A 14422-nucleotide genomic window follows, 5' to 3' on the forward strand; every position below is an offset into this window, starting at 1 on the left:
CCCACGCGGGCCGTCCTGCCGAGATCCGCCCGCTCGCCCACGTCGCCTACTTTGCTCACCTTGCTCACCTCGCTGTCCATCATCGCGCGGCTCGGCCTCCCCGCCCCGGCACTCAAACCACACCGACCGGCACCAGCACCGACCGTCCCGTTCACGCCCGTACTCCTACCTCGTCGAGGCCGTCGGTCGCCCGACGGGCCGCCCGTCGCGGCGTCGACTCGGGCGCCGAGGCAGGCGCAGGCGTCCCCGCGGCCAGCCACAGGCGGTGCACCGCATAGGAGCGCCACGGCGCCCAGGCACGCGCTGCCGCCGCCGCAGCGGCAGGGTCGCCCGGTCGGCCGAGGCGCTGCAGGCCGTGCCGGACGCCGGCGTCACCGGGAAGGAAGACGTCGGGGTCGGCGAGGGCGCGCATCCGCAGGTAGCCGACCGTCCACGGCCCGATGCCGGGCAGCGCGAGCAGCGCCGCAGCGGCCTCCTCCCGGTCCACGCCCGCGTCGAGCCTCACACCGACTGCAACGCCGGAGCCGACACTCACTCCCCCACGCCCACCACCCTCGGCGCTCCCGACATCCCCCACGTCCGCGGCTCCGGCTCCGGCTCCGGTTTCGGCTCCGGCTCCGGCTCCGGCCAGGGCCGCACACAGCCCTCGCAGGGCGCGGCGCCGGGAGGCGGGCATCGCGAGGTCTTCGTCGGCGGCTTCGGCCAGGGCTTGCGGCGTCGGGAAGAGGAGCCGCAGGCCGCCGCTGGGTTCGGGCAGTTCGACGCCGTAGCGTTCGCTCAGCCGGGCGGCGAGCGTGCGGGCGGCGGCGACGGTGATCTGCTGGCCGAGGACGGCGCGGACGGCGAGTTCGTGCGGGTCGACGTGCCCCGGCGAGCGCACGCCGGGACGGCTGCGGACGGCTGCGCCGAGCACCCCGTCCGCGCCGAGTTGCTCGTCGACCGCGTCCGGGTCGGCATCCAGGTCGAACAGGACCCGCAGCCGGTGCACCGCCGTCGTGAGGTCGCGCAGGTCGGTGAGGGTGAGCCGGCAGTCCAGCCAGCCCCGGGTGGGCGGGTCGGCCGCCGCCAGTCCGTCCACCTCCGCCACCGCGTGCCCGTAGGGGAGGGCGAGGGTGCGGCGGTAGGTCCGGACGCCGGGGCGGTCGCCGGCCACCACCTCCTCGACGCCGGGGACGGCGCGCAGGGCCAGGAAGTCGAGCAGGTGGTCGCTGTCGAGGGCGCCGCGGTAGGCGAGGCGCAGGGTGATCGTGCCGGGGGTGGCAGCCTTCGGGTGGCCGGTCGCGTTCTCGGACCGCAGACCGCTCGGGGTGCGGTCGTAGACCTCGCGGACGGTGTCGTTGAACTGCCGGACGGAGGCGAAGCCGGCCGCGAAGGCGACCTCGGTGACCGGCAGCGCGGTGGTCTGGAGCAGCAGCCGGGCGGTCTGGGCACGCTGGGCGCGGGCGAGGGCGAGCGGTCCGGCGCCGAGTTCGGCGGTGAGCTGGCGCTGGACCTGGCGGGCGCTGTAGCCGAGGCGGTCGGCGAGGCCGGCGACACCCTCCCGGTCGACGACCCCGTCGCCGATCAGCCGGACGGCGCGGCCCACCAGATCGGCCCGGTGGTTCCACTCGGGCGAGCCGGGGACGGAGTCGGGGCGGCAGCGGCGGCAGGCCCGGAAGCCCGCGCCCTGAGCGGCGGCCGCCGTGGCGAAGAACGTGCAGTTGATGCGCTTGGGGGTCGCCGCCGGGCAGCTGGGCCGGCAGTAGATGCCGGTGGTGCGGACGGCGGTGAAGAACACGCCGTCGAAGCGGGCGTCCCGGCTGTCCACGGCGCGGTACCTGGTCTCGTCGTCGATCACGCCTCCCAGTCTGCGCCATTGCCCGGGGCCCGACTGGCGGAAATCGGACGTGGCCGTCCGGCCTCGGGCCCCCGCGGACGGACACTGCCGGACACGCCCCACTGGGAGCGCTCTCATTCCCCTCCCCCACCCGATAGGCTCAGAAGCGAAGGAAACACGGGAATCATGCGACGGGAACGCAGCCGGCGCACCCGACAGAGCGATCAGCACGCAGCCGAAGCAATCAGCACGCAGAGAGGAGCCCCCGGTGTCCCAGCACCAGCGCCCCGGCACCGAGCCCTCCGGTACCGGTACCGGGCCCTCCACCGCCGAGCCCTCGGGCGCCGCGCCGCGGCCGACCCTGGAGTCGGTCGCCGAGCTGGCCGGGGTCTCCCGCGCCACCGCCTCCCGGGTGGTCAACGGCGGCGCCGGTGTCCGCGCGTCGCTGCGCGAGAAGGTGCAGCAGGCCGTCGACGAGCTCGGGTACGTCCCCAACCTGGCCGCCCGGACCCTGGTCACCCGTCGCAACGGCGCGGTCGCCGTGGTCGTCGCGGAGCCGGAGAGCCGGCTGTTCTCCGATCCGTTCTTCGCCCAGCACCTGCGCGGCATCAGCCGGGAGCTGTCCGCGGCCGACAACCAGATGGTCCTGCTGCTGATCGAGGACCAGGCCGACTACGAGCGGGTCGGCCGCTACCTGGCCGGCGGCCACGTCGACGGCGCCCTGCTGTTCTCGCTGCACCACAGCGACCCGCTGCCCGAGATGGCCCGGCGGGTGGGGCTGCCCTTCGTGATAGGCGGGCGCCCGGGCTGGCCCGGCGCCGAGTCGGACCGCGACCTGGTCTACGTCGACAGCGACAACCGCGGCGGCGCCCGGATCGCCGTCCAGCACCTGCGCGACCTGGGCCGGACGCGGATCGCGACCGTCACCGGCCCGCTGGACCAGACGTCCTCGCTGGACCGCCTCGACGGCTACCGCGACCTGCTCCCCGACGGCGACCCGGACCTGATCGCCGAGGGCGACTTCACGCCGGACGGCGGCGGCCGGGCGATGGCGGAACTGCTCGCCCGCCGCCCCGACCTGGACGCCGTCTTCGCGGCCTCCGACGCGATGGCCTCGGGCGCCCTGCGCGTACTCCGCGAGGCCGGCCGACGGGTCCCGGAGGACGTCGCCGTGGTCGGCTTCGACGACGTCGAGCAGATCGCCGCCTGGACGGAGCCCCCGCTCACCACCGTCCGCCAGGACATCGAGGAGATGGGGCGGCTGATGGCCCGGCTGCTCCTGCGGCGGCTCACCGGCGGCTCGGACGGCCCCGGTCGTCCCGGACCGACGTCCGTCATCACCCCGACCCGACTGGTGGTCCGCAACTCGGCCTGACACCTCCGCCACCCCGCCCGTCATCCTCACGCCCGGCCCGGACCGTCACCCCTCGCACCCGGCCCGGCCCGGCCCGGCCGTCCGCGGAAACCGGTTTCGCCCGGATCCCGTTCTGCGCGAAGCTGGCCGGATGACCGACCACTGCTGCGCCGCGATGACCGCTCATGCGGGACGGAGCTGCGACCTGCACGCCGACCCGTTCGACTGCCCGGACGCGCTGGTGCGCTTCGACCCCGCCCACCGGGAGTACGGCCTGATCGTCCACGACGGCGGCCGGTCCGCGATCACCATCGCCTTCTGCCCGTGGTGCGGGCGGGCGCTCCCGGAGTCGCAGCGCGACCGCTGGTTCGAGGAGCTGGAGCGGCTCGGGATCGACCCGTGGACGGACGACGTTCCGGCCGAGTTCGAGGACGGCCGCTGGCTCGGGCCGCAGCCCCGGTGAGCGAGCCCTGGGCGCAGCCCCGACGCGCCACCCGCGCCGCGCGTGGAGGGACGGCACGATGAGTGGGCACCAGGGGCTGCCGAAGGCCGAGTTCGCCTTCCCGGGGCCGCTGCGGGATGCGCTGGTGGCGGCGATCCTGGACGGTTCCAAGACGAGTACGACCGCGCTGCTGGCCGGGTACGAGCGGCTGGGCGAGGAGCTGCCGGCCGTCGGCGGGCGGGAAGCGGTGGTGGACTCCGCGGACAGGGTGGTCGCGGTGATCGAGCTGACCGAGGTGCGGATCGCGCCGCTCGCGGAGGTCGACCTGGCGCACGCCGTGGACGAGGGCGAGGGCCACTCCTCGGTCGCGGAATGGCGGGCCGGGCACGAGCGGTTCTGGCACAGCGCCGCGGTCCGCGACGAGTTGGGCGACGCCGCTTTCACCGTGGACGACACGACCCTCCTCGTCCTCCAGCGGTTCCGCGTCGTCGAGCACGTCACCGGGCAGGGCCGGGCTGACGCCGGAGCGACCGGGCCCGCCGCCGCCGGCTGAGAGTCCCATCGCGCGGACAGGCGGGGCCGGTCAGTCGAGCGGGCTGCACGACAGCGACACGCATCCCCCCGTCCGGGCCTCGGTGGCGCCCGTCCGCAGCTGCGCGAGGACATTCGCCGACGGCCGGCCGGCCCACTCCGGTCGGACCCGCTCCGGTCGGACAGCGCCGGTGCCGGAGCCGGGGCCCCCGAGCGCGCCGATCGCGAAGCCGGTCGCCAAGCCCACCGAAAAGCCGGTCGTGCAGCGGACCGACCTTCATCCGGTCCACCTCTGGGCGGGGCCTCGGACCCAACAGTGAAAGCGCTCTCAAAAAAGGGACGGTAGGGCCCGTGTTGCTGGACTGTCAACGCTCTGAACGGAATCCGTCCGGCCTTCACCGAATCGAACCCACACCGGGCCCTCGGCCGGCCCGCTCCCCCGATCGCCGAGGTTACGGTCAGGTTTCGACCCCTTGACGGCCGGACCGGCGCCCCGGCACTCTCCTTTCATCGCTGAGAGCGCTCTCAGATTTCCGCCTGAACAGCGCTCGCCGCGTCACCACCCCCGCCTGCCCCGGTCAGGAGACCTCCCCATGCGCCCGTTCAGAGCCCGACGCTCCGCAGCCCTTGGCACCACCGTCCTCGCCGCGGCGCTGCTGCTCACCGCCTGCAGCAGCTCCGGCACCACCGGCTCGAAGGACGCCGCGGACGGCAAGGTCACCCTCACGATCGACCTCTTCGGCACGTTCGGCTTCAAGGAGACCGGCCTGTACGACGAGTACAGCAAGCTGCACCCGAACATCACCATCAAGCAGTCCGACACCCAGGACGAGGGCCAGTACTGGCAGGCGCTGCAGACCAAGCTGGCCGGCGGCGGCGGGCTGGCCGACATCCAGGGCCTGGAGGTCGGCCGGGTGGCGAGCGTGGTGCAGAAGCAGGCGGACAAGTTCTACGACCTCAAGACCCTGGGCGCCGGCGGCGTCAACGACGGCCTGGTGCCGTGGAAGGGCGCGGCGATCAAGACCGCCGACGGCAAGGTGCTCGGCGCGGGCACCGACATCGGCCCGGAGGCGATCTGCTACCGCACCGACCTCTTCAAGGCGGCCGGCCTGCCGACCGACCGCACCGAGCTCGCCGCCAAGTGGTCGACCTGGCAGGGCTACCTCGACCTGGGCAAGCAGTACGCGGCCAAGGCGCAGGCCGGCAACGCCTGGACGGACAGCGCGGCGGGCATGTTCACCGCCGAGGTCGGCCAGTCGAAGGTCCGCTACGCGGACGAGAGCGGCAAGGCCGTCTACGACAGCAGCCCGGCGGTGAAGACCGCCTGGGACGACTCGACGAAGCTGGTCGCCGACGGCCTGTCCGCGAAGCTGCCGCAGTGGACGCCCGAGTGGAACAAGGCGTTCTCGACCGGCAAGTTCGCCACCCTCAGCTGCCCCGCGTGGATGATCGGCTACATCAAGGGCCAGGCCGGCGACGCGTTCGCGGGCAAGTGGGACATCGCCTCGGGCCCCGGCAAGACCGGTAACTGGGGCGGCTCGTACCTGACGGTGCCGCGGACCGCGAAGCACCCGAAGGAGGCGGCCGAGCTGATCCAGTGGCTGAACGCCAAGGAGCAGCAGGTGAAGCTCTTCACCAAGCAGGGCTCCTTCCCGTCCAGCACGGGTGCGCAGGCGGAGATCACCTCGGTGCAGGACCCGTACTTCAACAACGCGCCGATCGGCAAGATCTTCTCCGAGTCGGCGGCCGCGATGCCCGCGCAGGTGCTCGGGACGGACGACGGTGTGGTCGGCAAGGCGTTCACCGACGCGCTGGGTGAGGTGGAGCGCACCAACACCGCTCCGGCCACCGCCTGGCAGCACGCGCTCGACAACGTCAAGAAGGCGAACGGCAACTGACGTCACACCGGCCCCCGGTCCCGGCCCGTGCCGGGACCGGGGGCCCCGTCGAAGGACCTTCCATGGCCATCACCTCCTCCGCGCGGCTGCCGGCCGCCGCATCGGGCACCGCCCGGCGGCGCCCGGCGGGGCGCTTCGCCCCGTACGGCTTCGTCGCGCCGTTCTTCGCCCTGTTCGCCGCCTTCGGGTTGTTCCCGCTGCTCTACACGGCCTATGTGTCGCTGCACCGGGTCGAGTTGCAGACCTCCGACCACATGGACTGGCTGGGTCTGCAGAACTACACCCGGCTGTTCGAGGACCCGTTCTTCTGGAACGCCCTGCGGAACACGTTCACCATCGGTGTGCTGTCCACCGTCCCGCAGCTGCTGATGGCGCTGGGCCTGGCGCACCTGCTCAACTACCGCCTGCGCGGCCGGACGTTCTTCCGGGTCGCGATGCTGATGCCGTACGCGACGTCGGTGGCCGCGGCCACCCTGGTGTTCGCGCAGCTCTTCGGCCGGGACTACGGGCTGATCAACTGGCTGCTCGGCGCGGTCGGTCTGGACCCGGTGGACTGGCAGGCGAGCACCTGGGCCTCGCAGTTCGGCGTCTCCGCGATCGTCACCTGGCGCTGGACGGGCTACAACGCGCTGATCTACCTGGCCGGCATGCAGGCCATCCCGGGCGAGCTCTACGAGTCGGCGGCGATGGACGGCGCCTCGCGCTGGCAGCAGTTCCGGCACGTCACGATCCCCGGGCTGCGGCCGACGATCGTGTTCACCGTGGTGGTCTCCACCATCGGTGCCACCCAGCTGTTCGGCGAACCGCTGCTGTACGAGGGCAACGCGGGCGGCGGCATCTCGCACCAGTACCAGACCCTCGGCCTCTACATGTACGAGCAGGGCTGGACGTTCTTCCACCTCGGCGCGCGGCGGCCGTGGCCTGGGTGATGTTCCTGCTGATCGTCGTGCTCGCCCTGCTGAACGCGGCGATCGCCGCCCGGCGCAACCGTACGGACCGGTGACCGACATGAAATCCACCCGGCGCTCCCCGCTCCAGGGCGGCCCGATGGCGTACGCCGTGCTGATCGGCGCCACGCTGATGTTCGTCTTCCCGTTCTACTGGACGCTGGTCGCGGCCAGCCGTACCAACTCCGAGCTCAGCGCGGCCCGTCCGGCGCTGACGCCGGGCCCGAACCTGTTCCACAACATCGGTGAGGCGCTGCAGCAGGCCGCGATCGGCACCGCGCTGTGGAACTCACTGGTGGTGTCGACCGCGGTCACCGCGGGTGTGGTGCTCTCCTCCACGCTGGCCGGGTTCGCGTTCGCGAAGCTGCGCTTCCGCGGGCGGGGTCTGCTGCTGGCGCTGACCGTCGGCACCATGATGATCCCGCCACAGCTGGGCGTGATCCCGCTGTTCATGGTGATCGTGAAGATGGACCTGCAGAACAAGCTTCCTGCGGTGATCCTGCCCGCTCTGGTCTCGGCCTTCGGCGTGTTCTTCATGCGGCAGTTCCTCATCCAGGCGCTGCCGGACGAGTTGATCGAGGCCGGGCGCGTCGACGGCGCGTCCACCCTGCGGATCTTCCGGTCGATCGTGCTGCCGGTGGCCAGGCCCGGCATGGCCGTGCTGGGCATGCTGACCTTCATGGCGACCTGGAACGACTTCTTCTGGCCCATCGTGGCGCTGAGTTCGCAGAACCCGACGGTGCAGGTCGCACTGAAGTCGCTGGGTCAGGGGTACGTGCCCGACCAGTCGATCGTCATGGCCGGCACCCTGCTCGGCACACTCCCTGTGCTGGCGGTCTTCGCCCTGCTCGGCCGGCAGATCGTCGGCGGCATCATGCAGGGCGCAGTCAAGGGCTGAACCAGCCTCCACCCCATCTCTCCACGGAAGGCGACATGTCCGTCGAAGCCCTCCCCTCCCCCGTCCGCACCGGCTTCCCGACCGGCTTCGTCTGGGGCACCGCCACCGCGGCCTACCAGATCGAGGGCGCCGCCGCCGAGGACGGCCGGACGGCGTCCATCTGGGACACCTTCAGCCGCACCCCGGGCAAGGTCCGCAACGGCGACACCGGCGACATCGCCGCCGACCACTACCACCGCTACCGCGAGGACGTCGCCCTGATGGCCGGCCTCGGCCTGGGCGCGTACCGCTTCTCGCTGGCCTGGCCGCGGATCGTGCCCGGCGGCCGCGGCCCGGTCAACGAGGCCGGCCTGGACTTCTACGACCGGCTGGTGGACGAACTGCTCGGCGCCGGGATCTCCCCGTCGCCACGCTCTACCACTGGGACCTGCCACAGGAGTTGGAGGACGCCGGCGGCTGGACGAACCGCGACACCGCGTACCGGTTCGCCGAGTACGCGGCCGTCGCCGCCCGCCGCCTCGGCGACCGGATCCCCACCTGGACGACGCTCAACGAGCCGTGGTGCAGCGCCTTCCTCGGCTACGGCAGCGGCGTGCACGCGCCGGGCCGGACGGACCCGGCCGACGCCCTGGCCGCCCACCACCACCTGCTGCTGGCGCACGGCCTCGGCACGGCCGCGCTGCGCGCCGAGCTGCCCGCCGGCTCCGAGGTGTCGCTGACCCTCAATCTGGCCGCGGTGCGGCCGTTGAGCGGGAGCCCGGCCGACCTGGACGCGGCCCGCCGGATCGACGGCCTGGCCAACCGGATCTTCCTCGACCCGGTGTTCCACGGTCGCTACCCGGCGGACGTGCTGGCCGACACGGCCGCCGTCACCGACTGGTCGTTCGTCCACGACGGCGACCTGGCGGAGATCTCCCGTCCGATCGACTCGCTGGGGATCAACTACTACACGCCCACCGTGGTCGGCGCCGACGATCCGGACGCGCCCGCCGCCCGGCAGGACGGCCACGCCGGGGAGCTGTCCCCCTGGCCCGCCGACCGAGGCGTGCGGTTCCTGCCGGCCGACGGCAGCCGGACGGCGATGGGCTGGCCGGTGGACGCCGACGGCCTGTACGAGCTGCTGACCCGGCTGCGCGACGACCTGCCGGGCCTGCCGCTGCTGATCACCGAGAACGGCGCGGCGTACGACGACTACTGCGACCCGTCGGGTGCGGTGAAGGACCCGGAGCGGATCGCGTACCTGCACAGGCACCTGAACGCGGTACGCCGGGCGATCGAGGACGGGGCGCCGGTGCGCGGCTACTTCCTCTGGTCGCTGCTGGACAACTTCGAGTGGGCGTACGGGTACGGCAAGCGGTTCGGCATCGTGCACGTGGACTTCGCCAGCCAGCGCCGCACGCCCAAGGCCAGCGCGCACTGGTACGCCGAGGTCGTCCGCACCGGGGAGCTGCCCGCCTGAGACGCCGGTCTGCCCCGCGTGTTGTGGGGGCGGGGCAGGGACGGCCGCGCGGCCGCCGGGTACTGGCACCCGGCGGCCGCGCCTTGTCGTCGGCCCGCGCGCGGCGGCCCGCCTGTCAGGGGCGGGCCGTCCGGGCGGACTTGGTGATCATCTTCCAGCGGCGGGTGCGCTCGGCGGCGAGCCGGGCGTCGCTGCGGGAGGCGATCCACTCGTTCTCCCGCTGCAGCTTGAGGAAGCTCTCCATCCGGCGCTGCGGGAGGGTGCCGTCGGCGAGCGCCGCCGCCACCGCGCAGCCCGGCTCGGAGCGGTGGCTGCAGTCGTCGAAGCGGCACTGCCCGGCGAGGTCGTCGATGTCGGCGAAGGCCATCGCCACGCCCTCGCCGCCGAACAGGCCGACGCCGCGCAGCCCCGGGGTGTCGATGACCACGCCCCCGCCTGGCAACGGGATCAGCTCGCGGGTGGTCGTGGTGTGCCGGCCCTTCTCGTCGACGGACCTGGTCTGCTGGACCGTCATGACGTCGGCCCCGACGAGGGCGTTGGTGAGGGTGGACTTGCCGGCGCCGGACTGGCCGACCAGCGCGGTGGAGCCGTGCAGGCAGGCCCGCAGGACGTCCATGCCCTCGCCGGTGCCGGCGCTGACGGCCACGACCGGGACGCCGGGGGCGATCCCCTCGACGTCGGCGCGGATGTGGTCGGCGTCGTCGACCAGGTCGGCCTTGGTGAGGGCGACCAGCGGTTCGGCGCCGCTCTCCCAGGCGAGCGCGAGGAAGCGCTCGACCCGGCCGAGGTCGGGTTCGGCGGCCAGCGAGACGGCGATGAGGACGGTGTCGACGTTGGCTGCCAGCACCTGGCCGTCGGAGCGCTTGCCCGAGGTCTTGCGGACGACCGCGGTGGTGCGCGGCAGGAGTGCGGCGACGGTCGGCAGCGGTGCGGCGGCGAGGTCGACGGCGCACCAGTCGCCGGTGCAGGGCGACCTGACCGGGTCGGGGTCGCCGACCGGCCTGCTGTCGGCGCGGACGGTGCGGGCCTCGCCCGTGGCGGGGTCGGCGAGCAGGACGTCGCAGCGGCCGCGGTCGACGCGGACGATCCGGGCGGGCGTGAGCCCGGCCTCGGCGAGGGGGTGAACTCGGCGGCCCGGTCCTCCGTCCAGCCGTAGCCGGACAGCGGGTGGGCGACAGAGGTGTCGTTCACTTCGGGGGTGACCCTTCGGAAGGGTGGCCCCGGCCTGCGCGCCGGTGCGGCGCGTCGATGGATGTGGGTGTCAGCCGGAGACCACGGGGGTGGGAACGATGAACTGGCGGACGCGGGCAGCGCCCATCGCAATGACAGTCATCACGGTCCTCACCTCCTGGTCCCTGTGGAGCACCGGTCGGGCTCACGGCGGCAGCCCGGACGGGCCGCACGAACGGAGCACACGCTAGCCGACCGGGCGGTCGGGCGCACCGGAGTTTCCGCGGCACCGGGTTTCCTGCGGCGCCGGGCTTCCGCGGCGCCCGGCGGCACGGCTCGCGGCGCGTCGACGTGGCGCGCGCGGGTGCGGCGGAGCCCCGGACGCGTGGTGCGTCCGGGGCTCCGGGGCGACGCCGGCGGCGGCTACCAGGGTGCCGTCCCGGTGTCGGTGACGAAGGCGCGGTCGGGGAGTTCGTCGGCGGGGGCGGTGGCGGCGGCCACCACCACGGCGGCGCCCTCGGCGACCGTCCTGGTGCCGGTGAAGTTGTTCATGTCGGTGGCCACGAAGCCGGGCGAGACGGCGCAGACCGTGACACCGGAGTCCCGCAGGGCGGACGCCCACAGCACGGAGGCCATGTTGAGGGCCGCCTTGGAGGCGCAGTACGGGAGCAGGTCCGGGCGGCCGGGCGTGGTGCCCGGGCCGGTGCGGGCGAAGGTGGCCAGGGTGCTGGTGAGGTTGACGATCCGTCCGCCGGCCTTGCGCAGGTACGGCAGCAGGGCCTGGGTGAGCGCGAACGGCCCGACCAGGTTGGTCTCCAGGGTGCTGCGGAGGTCGTCGGCGGTGAGCTCGTCGACGGTGCGGCGGGTGCCGCGCGGGATGCCGGTGACACCGGCGTTGTTGACCAGGACGTCGAGGCGGCCGAAGTCGGCGGCGACGTGCCCGGCGACGGCGCGGACCGACGCGGGGTCGGTGACGTCCAGTTGCAGGAACCGGATGTCGCTGCCGCCCCGGGCCAGTTCGGCGGCGGCGGCCCGGCCGCGTTCCTCGTCGCGCGCGGTGGCGAGGACGGTGAAGCCGAGCGCGGCCAGCTGCCGGGCGGTCTCCCGGCCGAGGCCTCGGGCGGCGCCGGTGACCAGGGCCACCGGGGTGTCCGCGGCGGTCGGGGTGCTCATCGCGCTCCCTCGGCGGCCTCGCCCTGCCGGGCGGCGGCCGGGGCCGTGCCGGCGGCGGCGCTCTGGGCGGCCGGGGCGGACGCGGGTGCGGCGGCCGGCGGGGCGGCCGGGGTGAGCCGCAGCCAGACGAAGCTGACCAGCAGGGCGAGCACGACGACGACGGTGCAGAACACGTAGACGTCCCGGTAGGAGTCGAGGGGCGGCTGCCGTTGCCGCTGGTCTGCAGGATGACGGCGAGGGCCGCGATGCCGAGGGCTCCGCCGAACTGGCGGGACATGGTGTTCACGCCGCTGCCGACGGCGAACTTGGTCGGCGGCGCGGAGAACGCGGCGGCGCTGGAGGTGCCCATCGTGGTGGCGCCCATGCCGATGCCGACGATGAATCCGGCGGGCAGCCACAGCGCCAGGAAGGCGGCGTGGTCGGTCAGCCCGAAGATCATCAGCAGGCCGCAGAGGAGGATCGCGACCAGGCCGACCAGGGTGACGCCCCGCGGGCCGCCGATCCGCGGGGCCAGCTTGCCCATGTTCAGCGCGGTGATGGAGGCGACGATGGCGCCGGGGGTCATGGCGAGGCCGGCCTCCATCTCGGAGTAGTGCCACAGGTCGGTGATGTAGAGGACGCCGACCAGCAGCCACGGGTACTGGGCCATGCCGTAGAGCACGGAGACCACGTTGGTGGCCGCGAAGCCGCCGTTGCGGAACAGGGAGGTCTCGACGGCGGGGACGGGGTGCCGCAGCGAGCGGATCACCGCCAGGGCGACGGCGACGACGCCCGCCGCCAGGACGCCCACGGTGCTCGCGTCGAGCCAGCCCCAGGTGCTGCCCTCGGTGACGCCGAGGGTCAGGGCGCCGACACCGAGGGCCAGCAGGACGGTGCCGAGCGGGTCGGGGAGGCGGGCACCGGCGGGGCGGGCGGTGGGCGCGAGCAGCCGCAGGGCCGAGACGGTCAGGATGATGCCGAAGGGCAGGTTGATGTAGAACACGGAGCGCCAGCCGAGCAGGTCGACCAGGATGCCGCCGACGGTCGGGCCGACGGCGGCGGCCAGTGCCGAGGCGGCGCTCCACAGGCCGATGGACTTCACCCGTCCGTCCGCCGGCCCGTCGAGCAGCAGGATCGCCAGGGAGGCCGGGATCATCGCGGCCGCGCCGACGCCCTGCAGGACGCGGGTGCCGATCAGGACGGCGATGCTGGGCGCGACGGCGCACAGCAGCGAGGCGACCGTGAACGTGCCGATGCCGAAGACGAAGAGCCGGCGGCGGCCGAGCACGTCGGCCATCCGCCCGGCCGGGGCGAGCAGGGCCGCGAACATGACGGCGTAGCCGGTGATGACCCAGGAGAGCTGCGGCAGCGAGGCGGTCGCGAAGTCGTGGTGGAGCTTGGGGACGGCCAGGTTGGTGACCGTCGAGTCGAGCATCGCAAGGAAGGTTCCTCCCGACGCCGTCAGGGTGACCAGGCGGTACTCCCGCGCGGTTCGGGTGGGTGCGGACGTCGTCACTGCTGCGTTCTCCCGTGTGCTGGAGGCGTGGCGGGGCGGGTTGCCCCGGAGGTGCGGGTTGCCCCGGACTTGCGGGTTGTCCCGGAGGTACGGGGGTCAGACCTGTTCCTCGGCCCCGAGGCCGATGGCCTGCTCGACCTGGAGGATCCGGGCGCGGTCGAGGTCGCCGGCGATCTTCTCGTCCTGCTCCATCAGGGCCTCGATGTCGTGGCCCTCGTAGCCGATGATCCCGATCTGGGCGAAGGTGTCGCGCATCCGGTCGCCGAACAGGCCGATGTCCTTGAGGGTCGGGACGATGCGTGAGAAGAGGTGGCTCTGGAACATCCGGAAGTGCTCGGAGTTCTTCATGAACTCCATGCACTCGTCGGCGTCGACGTCGAGGTTGCGCCACACCTCCTCGCCGATGAAGCGCTGGCGCATCAGGTGGCAGGCCTCGGTGCAGAACTCCTCGCGCTCGGCCCGCTCGGCGGCGGTGAGCTGCGGGTAGTAGTCGCGCAGGGCGAGCCGGCCGAAGGCGACGTGCCGGGCCTCGTCCTGCATCACGTACGTGTTGAGGGCCCGGGCGAGCGGCTCGGTGGCGGAGTCGCGGATGAGGCCGAAGGCGGCGAGCGCGAGTCCCTCGATCAGCACCTGCATGCCGAGGTAGGTCATGTCCCAGCGGGAGTCGGAGATGACGTCGTCGAGCAGGGCCTTCAGGCCGGGGTTGATCGGGTAGGCGAGGTGGAGCTTCTCGCGGAGGTAGCGCGAGTAGACCTCGACGTGCCGGGCCTCGTCCATCACCTGGGTGGCGGCGTAGAACTTGGAGTCGAGGTCGGGAACGGTGTGCACGATCTTGGAGGAGCAGATCAGGGCGCCCTGTTCGCCGTGCAGGAACTGGGAGAACTGCCAGGCGGTGAGGTGGTGGCGGACCATGCCGCGTTCGCGGGGGCCGAGCGAGGACCAGACCCGGGAGCCGTAGATGGCGATGGTCTGTTCGGGCACGCCCATGGGGTCGTTGACGTCGACCTCGATCGACCAGTCCAGGCGCTCGTTGGCGTCCCACTGGCGCTGCTTGCCCTTTTCGTAGAGGCTCAGCAGCCGGTCCCTGCCCTCGTCGTACTCCCAGTCGAAGACCGTGGTGCCGCCTCCGGGGACGACCCAGCTGGTCTGTTCGACCGGGAGGGCGTACATGCGTGTGCTCACGGGTCCCCTTCCAGGGATGGGCCGGTCGGACGGTCACGACGGCGTGTCATCGGGCAG

General features: G+C 73.1%; 9 protein-coding genes and 4 pseudogenes. 7 read left to right on the forward strand and 6 right to left on the reverse strand.

All coding sequences use genetic code 11. From position 1 onward, the window contains the following. Positions 1-151 precede the first annotated feature (151 nt). Entirely contained in the window at positions 152-1837 is a 1686-nt protein-coding gene (locus ABEB13_RS11710) for a DNA-3-methyladenine glycosylase 2 family protein (RefSeq protein ID WP_345705462.1), read from the reverse strand. Positions 1838-2177: 340 nt separating this feature from the next. On the opposite strand from ABEB13_RS11710, the gene ABEB13_RS11715 reads away from it, so the two are divergent. From ABEB13_RS11715 to ABEB13_RS11745, 7 genes and pseudogenes are all read left to right on the forward strand, one after another. Further along, positions 2178-3191, forward strand: coding sequence for a LacI family DNA-binding transcriptional regulator (locus tag ABEB13_RS11715; RefSeq protein WP_345709635.1), 1014 nt, complete (start codon positions 2178-2180; stop codon positions 3189-3191). Between the two features lie 130 nt (positions 3192-3321). Next, positions 3322-3633 carry a DUF6980 family protein gene (locus tag ABEB13_RS11720; RefSeq protein WP_345705463.1) on the forward strand — a complete coding sequence of 104 codons (312 nt, stop codon included), beginning with the start codon at positions 3322-3324 and terminating at the stop codon, positions 3631-3633. 58 nt (positions 3634-3691) lie between these two features. Further along, entirely contained in the window at positions 3692-4165 is a 474-nt protein-coding gene (locus tag ABEB13_RS11725; RefSeq protein WP_345705464.1) for an ASCH domain-containing protein, read from the forward strand. Between the two features lie 571 nt (positions 4166-4736). Beyond that, entirely contained in the window at positions 4737-6041 is a 1305-nt protein-coding gene (locus tag ABEB13_RS11730; RefSeq protein ID WP_345705465.1) for an ABC transporter substrate-binding protein, read from the forward strand. A 62-nt stretch (positions 6042-6103) separates the two neighbouring features. Next, positions 6104-7044, forward strand: a pseudogene (locus tag ABEB13_RS11735) (carbohydrate ABC transporter permease). A gap of 5 nt (positions 7045-7049) precedes the next feature. Further along, positions 7050-7886, forward strand: a complete 837-nt coding sequence (locus ABEB13_RS11740; RefSeq protein ID WP_100892943.1) for a carbohydrate ABC transporter permease — start codon at positions 7050-7052, stop codon at positions 7884-7886. A gap of 35 nt (positions 7887-7921) precedes the next feature. Continuing rightward, positions 7922-9345, forward strand: a pseudogene (locus ABEB13_RS11745) (GH1 family beta-glucosidase). A gap of 115 nt (positions 9346-9460) precedes the next feature. Here ABEB13_RS11745 and rsgA read toward each other — a convergent pair. The 5 genes and pseudogenes from rsgA to ABEB13_RS11775 form a co-directional block, all read right to left on the reverse strand. Further along, positions 9461-10536, reverse strand: a pseudogene (rsgA, locus tag ABEB13_RS11750) (ribosome small subunit-dependent GTPase A). A 402-nt stretch (positions 10537-10938) separates the two neighbouring features. Further along, entirely contained in the window at positions 10939-11688 is a 750-nt protein-coding gene (locus tag ABEB13_RS11755; RefSeq protein ID WP_345705466.1) for an SDR family NAD(P)-dependent oxidoreductase, read from the reverse strand. Continuing rightward, positions 11685-11861: a hypothetical protein gene (locus tag ABEB13_RS11760; RefSeq protein ID WP_345705467.1), complete on the reverse strand. Its 177-nt coding sequence runs from the start codon at positions 11859-11861 to the stop codon at positions 11685-11687. The genes ABEB13_RS11755 and ABEB13_RS11760 overlap by 4 nt, the downstream gene beginning before the upstream one ends. A 107-nt stretch (positions 11862-11968) precedes the next feature. After that, positions 11969-13102, reverse strand: a pseudogene (locus ABEB13_RS40510) (DHA2 family efflux MFS transporter permease subunit); the annotation flags it as partial. Positions 13103-13279: 177 nt separating this feature from the next. Further along, positions 13280-14365 carry a ferritin-like domain-containing protein gene (locus ABEB13_RS11775; RefSeq protein ID WP_345705470.1) on the reverse strand — a complete coding sequence of 362 codons (1086 nt, stop codon included), beginning with the start codon at positions 14363-14365 and terminating at the stop codon, positions 13280-13282. Positions 14366-14422 lie beyond the last annotated feature (57 nt).

Origin of the sequence: Kitasatospora paranensis (assembly GCF_039544005.1) — a bacterium.
In the GTDB taxonomy this organism is placed as follows: Bacteria; Actinomycetota; Actinomycetes; order Streptomycetales; family Streptomycetaceae; genus Kitasatospora; species Kitasatospora paranensis.

What these genes read in the sequence shown, in the direction of transcription:
- ABEB13_RS11730 (WP_345705465.1), top strand. Translation starts at nt 4,737, where the DNA reads ATGCGCCCGTTCAGAGCCCGACGCTCCGCAGCCCTTGGCACCACCGTC.
- ABEB13_RS11755 (WP_345705466.1), bottom strand. Translation starts at nt 11,688, where the DNA reads ATGAGCACCCCGACCGCCGCGGACACCCCGGTGGCCCTGGTCACCGGC.
- ABEB13_RS11740 (WP_100892943.1), top strand. Translation starts at nt 7,050, where the DNA reads ATGAAATCCACCCGGCGCTCCCCGCTCCAGGGCGGCCCGATGGCGTAC.
- ABEB13_RS11725 (WP_345705464.1), top strand. Translation starts at nt 3,692, where the DNA reads ATGAGTGGGCACCAGGGGCTGCCGAAGGCCGAGTTCGCCTTCCCGGGG.
- ABEB13_RS11720 (WP_345705463.1), top strand. Translation starts at nt 3,322, where the DNA reads ATGACCGACCACTGCTGCGCCGCGATGACCGCTCATGCGGGACGGAGC.